Origin of the sequence: Flavobacterium sp. 40-81 (genome assembly GCF_001898245.1) — a bacterium.
Lineage (GTDB): Bacteria > Bacteroidota > Bacteroidia > Flavobacteriales > Flavobacteriaceae > Flavobacterium > Flavobacterium inviolabile.
The window spans coordinates 89,976-105,058 of sequence record NZ_MKTM01000031.1 but is presented as its reverse complement, the minus strand read 5'-3'; the positions used below and the strand labels follow the sequence as shown (position 1 = coordinate 105,058).

Sequence of the window (15,083 nt, the reverse complement as noted above, 5' to 3'; positions counted from 1 at the left end):
GAAAATAAACGTTATGTCAAAAGAGATAAATATTCTGTTAGTTGATGACCATCCGATGACACTGGATGGCTATATTAATTTGCTTTCTGAGTTTAATACAGAAAATTTAGCGCTTAATTTTACGACAGCCCATAATTGTACCGCTGCCTATAATGCGATCATGAACTTTTTCAGATTAAAAAAGGCTATTGATTTTGCTTATCTGGATATCAGCCTGCCGGCTTATAAAGAGATGAACATGGAATCCGGTGTGGATCTGGCAATGCTGATAAGAGAGAAATTTCCCAATTGTAAAATTGCGTTGCTTACCATGCATAATGAACCGGTTTTGATCGACAAGATTATGAACAAGGTAAATCCGGAAGCTTTTATATCAAAATGTGATGTGAACTTCGAAATGTTTCCAAACGTTTTTGAAAAGATTTACAGTGGTGAAAATTTTGTGAGCCATACCATTTCCAACTCACTGAAAGAGCTGATGATGAAGAATATCAAATGGGATTCCATTGATAGCCAGATATTGCTCCTGATTTCTCAGGGTGTTAAAACGGCAGACCTTCCCAATTATATCCCGCTTTCGATGAGTGCACTGGAAAAAAGAAAAGCAAATATTAAAAGTCAGTTGCTCCGTTCCAAAGGCGGTGATAAAGAACTGATTGAAGAAGCAAAGAAAATCGGATTGATATAGGTTTTCAAAAGATTCGAAGGCAATAAACCAAAATAAAGCTAGTTTTTATTACTTTAGTACAGAAATTAAGCAAAGTATGATTAAAGTTGGCCTGCTATACCTTTTATTGATTTTTCCGGTTTGTATTTTTGCTCAGACAGAAGAAACAGAAAAAAAAGAAGAAGAGAAAAAAGTTGTTGTTGTAGACTCTTTGTATAGAGAAGATCAGTTTTATATCAGTATTGCCTATAATTTACTTCAAAACAGCCCGAGCGGTTTTTCACAAAACTCGTTTTCATTAGGGCTTAGCACCGGTTTTCTCCGGGATATTCCACTGAATAAAAAGAGAACTTTTGCCATCGCACCCGGAATAGGATATACCTTTAACAGCCTGCGCCAGAACATGAAAATCATGGAAGAGAACAATGTTGTGAACTATTCCATCAGTTCTGATTTTGACAGAAACAAGCTGGAAATGCATTATCTGGATATTCCTGTCGAAGTGCGCTGGAGAACGTCTACACCGGAAAGCCATAAATTCTGGAGAGTATATTCGGGATTCAAATTCAGCTATCTGATGTACAGCAAATCCGTTTATACCGGTAGTGACGGGAAATATAAAGTGACCAATAATTCCGATTTGAATAAAATCCAATACGGTCCTTATGTGGGGATCGGCTACAATACTTTTAATGCGTATGCTTTTTACGGCCTGAATCCGTTATTTAAATCCGGTGAAATTGAAGGAGAGAGAATTAAGATCAATGTTTTCAGCTTCCTGGTTATCTTCTACATCTTATAGCCAGTAATACCAAAGCGCGATTTGCGGTAAGGCGCCAATTACAATGCCTGCGATAATTTCTTTCATCGAATGGGCATGCATATACAACCTTGATGTGGCAACAGCACCTACAGCCATTATAAAAAAGGCAATCATGTTTACAAAACGGATGTGGTAATGCAATGAGATTCCCATGATAAAAAGGGTAAATCCGACCAATCCGATCATGTGCAGGCTGGCTTTGAAATGAAATAACAACAGCAGTAAAGCCAGTACGGAACTGATTAAGGCTCCCAGGAAAAAATAATAGAGCTCGGGTATGGACAGCATCGCAAAGGAATGCTCAATCAATACCAGAAAGAACATGGCCTGGAAAGCCAATGGTAACCGGCGTTCTTTCTTTTCAGAAAGCATAATACCGGAGCGGATTAATCCCAAAGACTTCAACAAAAAATAAGTGGAAACAGGAAGGAATACCGTTAAGATTACCACCTGAAAAAGAATCAGGTAAATTTCATGCGGATAGAAATAACTGCGCGTTACAAAAAAGTAAAATAAGGTAGCATAAACCGAAATAAACAGTGGATGAAATAAATAAGAAAATAAAGGAAAAATCTTCTTCAAATCCATTTTTGATGTATTGAGGTTAGGCAGAAACGGTTATATTTTCTTTCTCATCCGGGCTACCGGAATATCCAGCTGTTCGCGGTATTTGGCAATCGTTCTCCGGGCTATCGGGTATCCTTTTTCTTTTAAAATTTCGGCAAGCTTGTCATCCGGCAACGGTTTGCTCTTGTCTTCATCTTCAATGACATTCTGAAGGATCTTTTTAATTTCAATTGTCGAAACATCTTCTCCCTGGTCATTTTTCATGGCTTCCGAAAAGAAATCCTTGATTAGCTTGGTGCCATAAGGAGTGTCTACATATTTGCTGTTTGCCACACGGGAAACGGTAGAAATATCCAGACCGATCATGTCGGCGATATCCTTTAAGATCATCGGTCGCAACTTGGTTTCATCGCCATCAAGGAAATATTCTTCCTGATAGTGCATGATGGCATTCATGGTCACAAACAGGGTTTCATTACGCTGTTTGATGGCATCAATGAACCATTTTGCAGAATCCAGTTTTTGCTTGATAAACTGTACGGCATCTTTTTGGGAATTCGATTTTTCCCGGGACTCTTTATACGTTTGCAGCATTTCCTGATAATCTTTGGAAACGTGTAATTCAGGCGCATTTCGTCCGTTCAGGGAAAGTTCTAACTCACCTTCCACAATGCGTATTGAAAAATCGGGAACCACATGTTCGATCGCTTTGGTGTTGCCGTCGAAAGAACCGCCCGGTTTCGGGTTTAGCTTTTCGATTTCATCAATAGCTTTTCGAAGCTGTTCCTGAGTGATGTCGTATTTTTGTAATAACTTGTCGTAATGCTTTTTGGTAAAGGCATCAAACTGGTTTTCCAGAATGTCAATAGCTAGTGCGATCGCTTCTGTTGGTGTTTTGTGACGCAGCTGTAACAACAGGCATTCCTGTAAATCTCTGGCGCCAACACCGGATGGTTCCAGTTCGTGGATAATGTTCAGAATGCGTTCCACATTTTTATCATCGGTATAAATACCTTGTGTAAACGCCATATCGTCAACAATGTCCTGAATATCGCGACGGATGTAACCCATGTCGTCGATGCTGCCCACTAAGAATTCGGCAATTTCCCTTTCGCTGTCGGAAAGTATAAAAGTATTCAGCTGGTTGATTAAATCCTGATGGAAACTTACAGGTGCGGCAAAAGGCAGGCTTCTGTCTTCGTCGTCATCGCTGTAATTATTCGCCTGAAGTTTGTAGTCCGGCGTTTCATCATTGCTTAAATATTCATCGATATTGATCTCGTCAGCATCAATGCGCTCGTTATCATAATCATCATACTCGTCAAAATTATCATCGGCAAACTCATCGGCATCCATTTGTTCTTCCTTACCGGTTTCCAAAGCGGGATTCTCAACCAATTCCTCTTTAAGACGTTGTTCAAAAGCCTGTGTAGGCAATTGTATCAACTTCATCAATTGGATTTGCTGAGGCGATAGTTTTTGGGATAATTTAAGTTGTAAATGTTGTTTGAGCATTATATTGTGTATTCGGTTATTCGTTGATTTGGTTATTTGTCATTTCTGAATAACGTAATGATTGAACCTGATGAAATGTATATTCAAAAATAAAAAATTTTCAGCAAAGGTCACGTCTTCTTTAGTGATATAATCAGGATAAGAAAGCTATAATTTTCTTATCCTGATTTAAACCATAACCAAATTCACAAATTCTGGATTAGAATTCTGCGTTTTGAGGAGTTCTAGGGAAAGGAATTACGTCACGGATGTTTGTCATTCCGGTTACGAACAATACCAGTCTTTCAAAACCAAGTCCGAAACCGCTGTGAACAGCACTTCCGAAACGTCTTGTGTCAAGGTACCACCATAATTCTTTTTCATCGATTCCTAAATCGGCGATTTTTTGTTGCAATACATCCAAACGCTCTTCTCTTTGAGAACCACCTACGATTTCGCCAATTCCAGGGAAAAGGATATCCATCGCACGTACCGTTTGTCCGTCTTCATTTAAACGCATGTAGAACGCTTTTATTTTTGCAGGATAATCAAATAGGATTACCGGGCATTTAAAGTGTTTTTCAACAAGGAATCTTTCGTGCTCACTTTGCAGGTCAGCTCCCCATTCGTCAATGATATAATTGAATTTTTTGTTCTTGTTTGGTTTGGAGCTCTTTAAAATGTCAATAGCTTCGGTATAGCTAACGCGTTTAAAGTTGTTGTCCATCACGAAGTTGAGTTTTTCTAATAAACTCATTTCGCTTCTTTCCGCCTGAGGTTTTGATTTCTCTTCATCAAGCAAACGCTGCTCCAGGAATTTTAAATCGTCGCCACACTTGTCAACCGTGTATTTAATTACATATTTGATAAAGTCTTCGGCTAAATCCATGTTGTCTGCCAGATTGTTAAAGGCAACTTCAGGCTCGATCATCCAGAACTCAGCTAAGTGACGGGAAGTATTCGAGTTTTCCGCTCTGAAAGTAGGTCCGAAAGTATAAATCTGACCCAGGGCCATAGCATACGTTTCTCCTTCCAGCTGTCCGGAAACGGTTAAGTTGGTTTCTTTTCCAAAGAAATCTTCCTTATGGTTTATTTTTCCGTCTTCTGTTCGCGGGGTACCGTCAAATGGTAACGTTGTTACTCTAAACATTTCTCCGGCTCCTTCAGCATCCGAACCGGTGATGATTGGTGTATTTACATAAAAGAAACCGTTTTCCTGGAAATACTGGTGCACTGCAAATGCTAATGTCGAACGGACACGCATGATAGCTCCGAAAGCATTCGTACGGATTCTTAAGTGAGCATTCTCACGTAAAAACTCCAAAGAGTGCTTTTTAGGCTGCATCGGATATTTTTCCGGATCGGAATCGCCTAATATTTCCAATTTGGTAACCTGGATTTCTACTGTCTGTCCGGCTCCTTTGCTTTCTACCAAAGTTCCTGTAAGGCTGACAGCAGCACCGGTGGTGATTCTTTTTAAAGTCTCTTCCGGAGTATTTTCAAAATCAACAACACACTGAATATTATTTATCGTAGAACCGTCATTCAACGCGATAAACTGATTATTTCTAAATGTTCTAACCCAACCTTTTGCTTTTACTTCATGCAATGTCTTTGTACCGTTTAGTAGGTCTTTAACTTTAGTGTGCTTCATTGTAATGATTTTTATATTGATTTTTAGTGAATATAAAGTTTTTAATGCCCGCAAAGGTAATAAAAAGCATGTCAAAAAGATAGCAATAAAGCTAATTTAAAGCGGGAATTGATTCGGACTGTAAAGCGGAGTAGCGGAATGCTGTGTGGGGAAATAAAAAAATCCGCTGATTCAGCGGATTTTTTGACTTATACTTTCATGATCTCGGCTTCCTTACCGGCCAAAAGCTCATCGATTTTTTTGATAAAGATATCGGTTAGTTTCTGAACGTCTTCTTCGGCAGTTTTACAAATGTCCTCAGAAGTTCCGTCTTTTTCTAATTTCTTGATATCGGTATTGGCATCCTTACGTACGTTACGGATACTGATTTTGGCATCTTCTGCTTCCGATTTTGCCTGTTTAACAAGGTCGCGACGACGTTCTTCTGTTAATGGCGGAACACTAATGATGATGTTGTCACCATTGTTCATCGGGTTAAAACCAAGATTAGCAATCATGATTGCTTTTTCGATAGGTTGTAACATACTTTTTTCCCATGGCGTAACGGTAATCGTTCTGGCATCGGGCGTGTTAACGTTTGCAACCTGAGAAAGCGGCGTTTGAGAACCGTAGTAATCTACAAAAACACCACCAAGCATTTGTGGTGTCGCTTTTCCGGCACGAATGTTCAGGAATTCTTTCTCCAAGTGCGATAAAGAACCGTTCATGGATTCTTTTGTGCTATCTAAAATAAAATTAATTTCTTCCGTCATGATACTAATTTTTATGATTCAAAATTAAATATTTACTGTTGTTCCAACTGTTGCGCCTTCGCACACTTTTAATAAATTACCTTCTTTGTTCATATCGAAAACAATGATTGGTAATTCGTTTTCCTGACTTAAAGTGAAGGCGGTTGTGTCCATTACATTAAGTCCTTTTTTCAATACATCTTCGAAAGTGATCGAATCATATTTTACAGCCGTAGCATCTTTTTCCGGATCGGCAGTGTAAACACCGTCAACACGCGTACCTTTTAAGATTACATCGGCATTGATTTCAACACCTCTTAAAACTGCTGCCGTATCGGTTGTAAAATAAGGATTTCCGGTTCCGGCTCCGAAGATAACAATTCTTCCTTTTTCCAGGTGGCGAACAGCTCTTCTTTTGATATATGGTTCTGCAATGGCTTCAATTTTTAAAGCAGTCTGCAAACGGGTCTGCATACCGGCTTCTTCCAAAGCACCCTGTAATGCCATACCGTTAATTACGGTAGCAAGCATTCCCATATAATCTCCCTGAACACGATCCATTCCATTACTCGCTCCGGCTACACCTCTAAAAATATTTCCACCTCCAATAACAATAGCGATTTCAACACCTTTGTCATGGATTTCTTTTATTTCAGCTGCATATTCGGCTAATCTTTTAGGGTCAATTCCATATTGTCTTTCACCCATTAAAGCTTCACCGCTTAATTTTAGAAGGATTCTTTTGTATTTCATTGCAAGTTTTGTTTAGTGGTGCAAATATAGTTATTATCTGTTTTTTTAAAACTAACTCCGTAAATATTTCTTAAACAAAGCAATACTTTTGGTTAACAGGCAAATGCATACGCAGCGGAACGGGGTGTTATTTATAATTTGAGCTCCAGATAGGACTTTCTGGCAGCCTCATAGCCAATATTGAAAATAGATTCCATTCGCAGTTTGTTGGTTTCAAAAGTGCTGTAAATGGATAGTTCTTCCGGCTCGATCACCCAATCGCAGTTATTGAATTTCTGCATGTTGGAATTTGCAGAAAGCAAATCGAAAGCTCTGGTTGTTACCGCTTTTATGGAAGTAAGATCCCTGGCCTCTATTTTCTGGATAGGACTTACATACACACCGATTAAGGTGTCGCAGCGGCCTTGTAAAATATCGGTCGGAAAGTGATTCAGGATACCGCCGTCACTATAAATGCGTCCTTTTATCTCATAAGGCGACATAACACCGGGAAAAGAGGATGAGGCTAAAATGGCATCAACGATCTTGGTTTCCGGGCTGAAAATTTTCAGCTTCCCTTTTACCATATCGGTTGCAGTAATATGGGTGTGTATTTTGAGGTCGCCCAAAGTTGCGTCTTCAAAAATTGAGGTAAAATATTTTTTAAAAGATTCCGAATCAATTAAGCCGGCTTTTTTGAGTGTAAAATGTTTCCAGTGGAAAAAGTAAATGGATTTGAAGAATTCCAGAATCTGATCAGGCGATTTTCCCCAGGCATATAAAGCACCTATGATGGATCCGGCACTGGTACCGGCAATATGAACAGGGCGGATATTTTTTTCTTCTAAAAATTTAATGGCTCCGGCATGTGCTAATCCTTTTGTGCCGCCGCCGGAAAGAATTAAACCTATTGATTTTGTTTGTAAATCCATTTGTACTGTAAAAAGATAAAGTTACACTTTTTGTCCATTGGATTGTGACTTTTGTTACTTTTTAATCCTGTTTTTTGCGCTAAATTTGCACAGTATAATAAATAGAAAATGGAAAATTATATCGAAGACAGCCTGAAAAGAAGTTATACTTATCAGGAATACAGAAGCTTGGTGACAAAATTACTGAAAGAGGGGAAATCGACGGGTAATGAACAGTCTGATGATTTATTGCATTACAGTGAATTGAATGAAACCCGGATGAATCGTCTGGATAAAACAATTGCGGTGCCGCAAAACATACAGGAAGGTTTGGCGGCTATCCGTAAAAAATATATCTGGCTGGTGCTTTCGGAAGGCTGGTGCGGCGATGCGGCGCAGATCTTGCCGATCTTGCATAAAATGGATGAATCTGCAGAAAATATAACACTGCAACTTGTTTTCAGAGATGAAAATGAGGAATTGATGCAGCACTTTTTAACAAACGGAGGAAGGGCTATTCCAAAAGTGATTGTTCTGGATGCCGATACTAAAGAAATACTGGCCGATTGGGGTCCGCGGCCACAGGGAGCCAAACAATTAATACTGGATTACAAAGCAGCACACGGTGTTGTTGATGAAACGGCGAAGACGGACCTGCAAATGTGGTACCTGAAAGACAAAGGACTTTCGACACAACAGGAACTGCTTGGTGTGATGGAAGGTTTGTAATTGAAAATCGTATCTGATTTTATAAAGGCGGTATTGGGATAGCTAATGCCGTCTTTTTTGTGACCTCTTGTCTGGTATGTGGTTTAAGGCGTTACCGAATCTTCAAAGTCGGTAACCAGCATGGCATTGTCAACAGCATAATCTCCGATTTTAGTACGGCGCAAAGCGGTTAAGTGTGCACCCGACTGTAAAGCCAGACCATAATCGTAGGCAAGAGAACGGATGTAGGTCCCTTTACTGCAAACCACTCTGAAATCTACTTCCGGTAAAGCAATGCGGGTAATTTCAAATTCATGGATAACGGTTTTTCGGGCCTGGATTTCTATTTCTTCGCCTTTTCGGGCATGTTCATACAATCGTTTGCCGTCTTTTTTAATAGCGGAAAAAATGGGTGGTTTCTGGTCGATTTCACCTAAAAAGGATGCTACTGTTTTGTAGATCAGTTCTTCGGTGATGTGTCCGGTCGGGAAAACAGCATCGATTTCCGTTTCCAGATCATACGAAGGTGTTGTCGCGCCCAGGTGAAAAGTTCCGGTATATTCTTTGATCATTCCCTGTAATTCCGGGATGCGCTTTGTGAATTTACCGGTGCACACAATCAGTAAACCGGATGCCAGCGGATCTAAAGTCCCGGCATGTCCTACTTTGATTTTCTTTAATCCCAGGTGTTTCTTCAGGGACCATTTAATCTTATTCACGGCTTGAAACGACGACCATTGCAAAGGTTTGTCAATCAGTAAAACTTGTCCCGTTTGGAAATCTTCGGCTGTAATCAAAGTGTAATTATTTAATATAGGTAAAGTAAATCAGAAGAGCTGTTCCGGCAATAATACGGTAATATCCCCACGGACGGAAACCGTATTTTTTAACCACGCCGATAAAAAATTTAATAGCGATAACCGCCACAATAAAGGCAACTACATTACCGATAAGGAACAATTTGATATTGTCGCCGGATTGCAGTAAAAGTTCGTATCCTTTCAACTGGGAAACTTCATACGTTTTTAAAAACAGCGAATATACAGTAACGGCAAGCATCGTGGGAACGGCTAAAAAGAAAGAGAATTCAGCGGCAGCCTGGCGGGTTAAGCCCTGCTGCATACCACCAATAATAGAAGCGGCAGAACGGCTTGTTCCTGGCATCATTGCCAGACACTGCCAGAATCCGATAATCACGGCTCTCTTAATGGAAATATCTTCTTCTTTGTGAATCGTCGGGTTTTTGAAAAAATTGTCCACAAATAACAAAATAACACCGCCTAAGATCAATACAATCGCGATCGGAATAGGTTTTCCCAATACGGCATCGATCATGTCGTCAAAAATTTTGCCTAAAATCAAAGCCGGTACTACGGCGCAGGCTAATTTGATATAGAAATTGAATTTGGAGAAATCGAAAAACTTTTTCCAGTATAACGCCACAACGGCAAGGATAGCTCCGAACTGAATGGAAACCTGGAATAGTTTTACAAAATCGTCATTTTGAATGTCAAAATAAGAACTGGCAAAAATCATGTGGCCGGTTGAAGAAACAGGTAAATATTCTGTTAAGCCTTCAATAACGGCAAGAATAAGGGCTTGTAATAAATCCATTGAAACGGGTACTAGGCTTTAGTATCTTTTTTAGGGTTTTTGATAATCGAATAAATCGTAATTCCAAAACCGATTAAAACGATGGTCGGTGCCAGTTTGATTCTTCTGAAATTGAAGATATCTTCACTAAATACGTTCGGGTCGGTACTGCCGCCACCCGACATTAATAAAAAACCTAAGGCAATAACACCAAGACCTATAAAAAGGATTTTGTAATTAACGCTTTCAAAAAGAAAGTCGTGTTTGTGTTTGTTTTCGTTCTCCATTGTATCGTGTTCTTACTATTATTTTAGATTCTTAATATAAATCGTCTGTTCTTAAATTTAAAAAGCGCTGGGTCGCAAAGAAGGTGCTGATCCAGGTAATGATAATGCCTACCAGCAATACGGCTGCCAGTACAATACCAATAGAAAGATAATCGGTTGCAATACCTAAACTAGGAAACAGACCGTCTACATAGAAAACCAGTCCGATTAAAGCAATAATAGCCAGTCCGGAACCAATTAGTCCCAGTTTGATGCTTCTCCAGATAAACGGTTTGCGGATAAACGATTTTGTTGCCCCGACCATTTGCATGGTTTTGATGATAAAACGGTTGGAATGAATCGATAAACGCAGTGAGCTGTTGATTAACAACATTGCTACCAAAGCCAGTACGGCACTTACGATTAAAATCCAAAACGTAATTTTCTTTACGTTCTCATTTACCAGATCAACCAGTTGTTTGTCGTAAATAACCTCTGTAACCATAGGGTTTTTACGAATATTGCTTTCAATTTCTTTAATACTGTCGGAAACAACATAATCCCCTTTCAGGTGAATGTCATAAGAATTTTGAAGCGGATTGAATCCTAAGAACTCCATAAAATCCTCACCGATGATATCTTTGTGTTTTTTTGCTGCATCGTCTTTGGAAACAAAAGTGTGATCCTTTACATAATTGGAAGCAACCAGTTGTGTTCCGAATGCTTTCAGAATACTGTCGTTGGCCTCACTGTTAAAGTAAACAGACATCGGAATGTTTTCTTTAAAATCGTTTGAAATCTTTCCAGAATTAATAACAAAAAGCCCTAAAGCGCCCAAAAGGAACAGCACCAGGAAAATACTCAAAATAACCGAAAAATAGGAGGAAATAAGTTTGCGTTTTTGATACTTTTCAAAAGATGAAGCCATAGAATCTGATTTAAGCCGTAAAAATAATAAAGAAAATTGTTTTTAGGGTTTATAACGTCCAAAGTTTTAACTTTCTTATAATATAATGTAAATTTGCCTGCCCAAAAAGAAGGTTTTTTGATTGGGAAACGAATCGTTTTGGGATTTTTTGGCAATCCACACCGGTTTTTCAGTATCTTTTGATGCGTGGAAACGGAACGATTCACGATAAATTAGTAGAAAACATACAGGAACGCAATTTCCGGTAACATAGAATTCAGAGCAATGAAGTACAATCCAAATGAAATTGAAGCCAAGTGGCAGAAATTTTGGTCGGAAGACCAAACCTTTAAAGCAGAAAATAATTCGTCTAAGCCTAAATATTTCGTATTAGACATGTTTCCTTACCCGTCGGGAGCAGGACTGCATGTAGGGCATCCGCTGGGCTATATCGCTTCAGATATTTATGCGCGATACAAACGTCATAAAGGATTTAACGTACTGCATCCGCAGGGATACGACAGTTTCGGATTACCGGCAGAACAATATGCCATTCAAACCGGTCAGCATCCTGAAAAAACAACAAAAGAAAACATTGCCCGTTACCGCGAGCAATTGGATAAAATAGGCTTTTCATTCGACTGGAGCAGAGAAGTGCGCACGTCAAATCCGGATTATTACAAATGGACACAATGGATTTTTATCCAATTGTTTAACTCCTGGTACAATATCGATACCGACAAAGCGGAAGATATCGCTACTTTGACAGCTGTTTTTGAAAAAGAAGGCAATGCCGGCGTAAATGCGGTTTGTGACGAGAATATAGCGCCGTTTTCGGCAGCGCAGTGGAATGTCTTTACCAAAGAAGAAAAAGAAAAGATATTGTTGCAGTACCGGTTGACCTATCTGGCAGAAACCGAAGTAAACTGGTGTCCGGCTTTGGGGACGGTATTGGCAAATGATGAAATTATAAACGGTGTTTCCGAACGTGGCGGACACCCGGTTATCCGTAAAAAGATGACACAATGGAGTATGCGCATTTCTGCCTATGCAGAGCGTTTGCTACAGGGATTGGAAACCATCGACTGGAGTGAAAGTATCAAGGAAAGCCAGCGTAACTGGATTGGGAAATCCGTTGGAGCTTCTGTTACATTTAACCTGAATGACCATGATGCGGTTGTGGAAGTATTCACGACCCGTCCCGATACGATTTTCGGAGTAACTTTTATGACTTTGGCGCCGGAACACGAATTGGTGGCTAAGATCACTACTCCGGAACAAAAAGAAGCTGTGGAGGCGTATGTTACGGCTACGGCAAAACGAAGTGAAAGAGAGCGTATGGCAGATGTGAAAACCATTTCCGGTGTTTTTACAGGAGCGTATGCAGAACATCCTTTTACCAAAGAACCGATTCCGGTGTGGATAGGGGATTATGTATTGGCAGGATACGGAACCGGAGCTGTTATGGCAGTGCCTTGCGGTGATGAAAGAGATTATGCCTTTGCCAAACATTTTAATATTCCGATTCAGAATATTTTTGAAGGAGTGGATATTTCGGAAGAAGCTTTTGCCGATAAAGAAAAAACCATCATTGGTAATTCCGATTTCTTAAACGGACTGAATTATAAAGAAGCTACAAAAAAAGCAATTGAAGCCCTTGAAAAATTAGGACAAGGAAACGGAAAGACCAACTACCGTTTGCGTGATGCGGTATTCTCCAGACAACGTTATTGGGGAGAACCGTTCCCGGTATATTATGTAAACGACCTGCCGCAAATGATCGAAGCACAATACCTGCCGATCGTATTGCCGGAGGTGGAAAAATACCTGCCAACAGAAGACGGACAGCCGCCGTTAGGAAATGCAACGGTTTGGGCCTGGGATACGCAAAACAACCAGGTAGTGAGCAATGACCGGATCGATCAGGTGACGGTATTTCCGTTGGAATTAAATACAATGCCGGGCTGGGCGGGAAGCTCCTGGTACTGGATGCGTTATATGGACGCTCATAATGCAGAAGCATTTGCTTCGGAAGAAGCTTTGAAATATTGGGAAAATGTAGACTTGTATATCGGCGGAAGCGAACACGCTACCGGCCACTTGCTATATTCCCGTTTCTGGAACAAATTCTTAAAAGATAAAGGATTGGCGCCAACCGAAGAACCGTTCAAAAAACTGATTAATCAGGGAATGATTTTAGGAACAAGCGCATTTGTATACCGATTCAATATCGTTTCCGATATTTTATTTGCTTCAAAAAACCTGACAAAAGAAATTAACGGACAGTTAGGGGTATTGGTGGCTTATAATGAGGAATCGAAAAAATATGTTGTTACCAATAATGAAGCGGATTTTATTCCGGTACTAAAAATACATGCCGATGTTAATCTGGTAAATGCTTCAGACGAACTGGATGTGGAAGCATTTAAAAAACACCCGTTATCTCAGGATTATACCAATGCTGTTTTTATTACAGATGAAAACGGTAAATATATCGTAGGTCGTGAGGTGGAAAAAATGTCCAAATCAAAATACAACGTCGTAAACCCGGATGATATCTGTGAACAGTACGGAGCCGATACGTTGCGTTTGTATGAAATGTTCTTAGGACCGTTAGAGCAGGCAAAACCATGGAATACAGCCGGAATTACCGGAGTGTCAGGATTCCTGAAAAAACTATGGCGTTTGTATTTTGACGATAACGGCTTGATCGTTACGGATAACGAGCCAGGCAAAGAAGCCTTAAAAACGTTGCATAAAACGATTAAGAAAGTACAGGAAGATATAGAGAACTTCTCGTTCAATACTTCGGTTTCCGGATTTATGATCGCGGTAAATGAATTATCGGCGGCAAAATGCAATGAAAGAGCGATCCTGGAACCATTGGCGGTTTTGATTTCTCCGTATGCTCCGCATATCGCAGAAGAATTATGGAGTGCCTTGGGGAACGAAGGTTCCGTTTCAAAAGTACCTTTCCCGGTATTTGATGCGCAGCACCTGGTAGAAAGCAGTAAGGAATACCCGGTTTCTTTTAATGGAAAAATGCGTTTCAAAATTGAACTGCCCATGGATTTAACAGCAGAAGAAATTGAGAAAATTGTGATGGAAGACGAAAGAACAAAAGCACAATTAAACGGAAATGCACCGAAAAAAGTGATTATTGTTCCCGGAAAAATCATCAATTTAGTAGGATAAACCGGACTGACAAAATTGCAGATTCTGTTAAGAGAGTCCTAATTGGCTTGTAATTTGATGTTGTTTTAGTAATTTTAGAAAACTAAAAAGTAAAAACGATGTTAGGATATTATATTTTATTAGGAGGAATTGCTTTAGTAAGCTGGATTGTAAGCCACAAATTAAAGAGCAAGTTTGAAGAATATTCAAAGGTGCATTTGCGCAACGGAATGTCCGGAGCGGAAATAGCCGAGAAAATGCTTGCCGATAACGGAATTTATGATGTAAAGGTTATTTCGACTCCCGGAAGACTGACGGATCACTATAATCCGGTAGATAAAACGGTTAACTTAAGTGAGGCGGTATACAATGAAAGAAATGCAGCGGCAGCGGCAGTAGCGGCACACGAATGCGGACACGCTGTTCAGCACGCCACCGCTTACGGAATGCTGCAAATGCGTTCCAAAATGGTACCAATGGTGAGTGTTACCTCGGGTATGTCACAATGGTTAGTGGTTGGTGGTTTGATTTTAGGCGCTGCGGCAAAAGTTGGTTTCGGATTTTATATTGCCATATTAGGTTTGGTGTTAATGGGTGTAGCCACTGTTTTTAGTTTTGTCACCTTGCCGGTCGAATATGATGCCAGTAACCGTGCTTTAGCATGGCTGAAAAATAAGAACATGCTGAGCCAGCAGGAATATGCCGGAGCGGAAGATGCCTTGAAATGGGCAGCAAGAACCTATGTGGTAGCTGCAATTGGTGCTTTGGCATCCTTAGTATACTGGGCTTTCCAGGTTTTTGGAAGAAGAGATTAAACTGAAAATATAAAGTAAAAAAAATCCGGTGCGCAAGTACC

General features: G+C 39.9%; 15 protein-coding genes. 5 read left to right on the top strand and 10 right to left on the bottom strand.

The window, feature by feature from the left end:
* The first annotated feature begins 13 nt into the window (after window positions 1–13).
* The gene (locus BGO42_RS11880) at window positions 14–688 is read left to right on the top strand and encodes a response regulator (protein WP_177730288.1); all 675 of its coding nucleotides are present in this window, start codon (window positions 14–16) and stop codon (window positions 686–688) included.
* A 76-nt stretch (window positions 689–764) separates the two neighbouring features.
* The gene (locus BGO42_RS11875; RefSeq protein ID WP_273244457.1) at window positions 765–1,469 is read left to right on the top strand and encodes a porin family protein; all 705 of its coding nucleotides are present in this window, start codon (window positions 765–767) and stop codon (window positions 1,467–1,469) included.
* Here the strand turns inward: BGO42_RS11875 and BGO42_RS11870 are convergent.
* The 6 genes from BGO42_RS11870 to BGO42_RS11845 form a co-directional block, all read right to left on the bottom strand.
* The gene (locus tag BGO42_RS11870; RefSeq protein ID WP_273244459.1) at window positions 1,464–2,078 is read right to left on the bottom strand and encodes a hypothetical protein; all 615 of its coding nucleotides are present in this window, start codon (window positions 2,076–2,078) and stop codon (window positions 1,464–1,466) included. The genes BGO42_RS11875 and BGO42_RS11870 overlap by 6 nt on opposite strands.
* Before the next feature lie 30 nt (window positions 2,079–2,108).
* Complete coding sequence (rpoN, locus tag BGO42_RS11865; protein WP_177730282.1) at window positions 2,109–3,572, bottom strand: RNA polymerase factor sigma-54; 1,464 nt, start codon at window positions 3,570–3,572, stop codon at window positions 2,109–2,111.
* 199 nt (window positions 3,573–3,771) lie between these two features.
* Complete coding sequence (gene asnS, locus BGO42_RS11860) at window positions 3,772–5,205, bottom strand: asparagine--tRNA ligase (protein ID WP_177730280.1); 1,434 nt, start codon at window positions 5,203–5,205, stop codon at window positions 3,772–3,774.
* A 188-nt stretch (window positions 5,206–5,393) separates the two neighbouring features.
* The gene (gene frr / locus BGO42_RS11855) at window positions 5,394–5,957 is read right to left on the bottom strand and encodes a ribosome recycling factor (protein WP_177730278.1); all 564 of its coding nucleotides are present in this window, start codon (window positions 5,955–5,957) and stop codon (window positions 5,394–5,396) included.
* A 24-nt stretch (window positions 5,958–5,981) separates the two neighbouring features.
* Window positions 5,982–6,689, bottom strand: coding sequence for a UMP kinase (gene pyrH, locus BGO42_RS11850; protein WP_177730276.1), 708 nt, complete (start codon window positions 6,687–6,689; stop codon window positions 5,982–5,984).
* 131 nt (window positions 6,690–6,820) lie between these two features.
* Window positions 6,821–7,600, bottom strand: coding sequence for a patatin-like phospholipase family protein (locus tag BGO42_RS11845; RefSeq protein WP_177730274.1), 780 nt, complete (start codon window positions 7,598–7,600; stop codon window positions 6,821–6,823).
* A gap of 108 nt (window positions 7,601–7,708) precedes the next feature.
* On the opposite strand from BGO42_RS11845, the gene BGO42_RS11840 reads away from it, so the two are divergent.
* Window positions 7,709–8,308, top strand: coding sequence for a thioredoxin family protein (locus BGO42_RS11840; protein WP_273244464.1), 600 nt, complete (start codon window positions 7,709–7,711; stop codon window positions 8,306–8,308).
* A gap of 83 nt (window positions 8,309–8,391) precedes the next feature.
* Here BGO42_RS11840 and truB read toward each other — a convergent pair whose 3' ends face one another.
* The 4 genes from truB to BGO42_RS11820 are packed head-to-tail and all read right to left on the bottom strand — an operon-like array spanning window position 8,392 to window position 11,074.
* The gene (gene truB / locus BGO42_RS11835) at window positions 8,392–9,081 is read right to left on the bottom strand and encodes a tRNA pseudouridine(55) synthase TruB (RefSeq protein ID WP_177736134.1); all 690 of its coding nucleotides are present in this window, start codon (window positions 9,079–9,081) and stop codon (window positions 8,392–8,394) included.
* A gap of 10 nt (window positions 9,082–9,091) precedes the next feature.
* The gene (locus tag BGO42_RS11830; RefSeq protein WP_177730270.1) at window positions 9,092–9,901 is read right to left on the bottom strand and encodes an undecaprenyl-diphosphate phosphatase; all 810 of its coding nucleotides are present in this window, start codon (window positions 9,899–9,901) and stop codon (window positions 9,092–9,094) included.
* 11 nt (window positions 9,902–9,912) lie between these two features.
* Complete coding sequence (locus tag BGO42_RS11825; RefSeq protein ID WP_273244466.1) at window positions 9,913–10,167, bottom strand: DUF3098 domain-containing protein; 255 nt, start codon at window positions 10,165–10,167, stop codon at window positions 9,913–9,915.
* Between the two features lie 31 nt (window positions 10,168–10,198).
* The gene (locus BGO42_RS11820) at window positions 10,199–11,074 is read right to left on the bottom strand and encodes a cell division protein FtsX (RefSeq protein WP_177730267.1); all 876 of its coding nucleotides are present in this window, start codon (window positions 11,072–11,074) and stop codon (window positions 10,199–10,201) included.
* A 264-nt stretch (window positions 11,075–11,338) separates the two neighbouring features.
* Between BGO42_RS11820 and BGO42_RS11815 the strand changes: the two genes are divergently transcribed.
* Window positions 11,339–14,248 (top strand): leucine--tRNA ligase, encoded by a 2,910-nt coding sequence (locus BGO42_RS11815; protein ID WP_273244468.1) that lies wholly within the window; start codon window positions 11,339–11,341, stop codon window positions 14,246–14,248.
* A 98-nt stretch (window positions 14,249–14,346) separates the two neighbouring features.
* Entirely contained in the window at window positions 14,347–15,042 is a 696-nt protein-coding gene (locus BGO42_RS11810) for a zinc metallopeptidase (protein WP_177730263.1), read from the top strand.
* Window positions 15,043–15,083 lie beyond the last annotated feature (41 nt).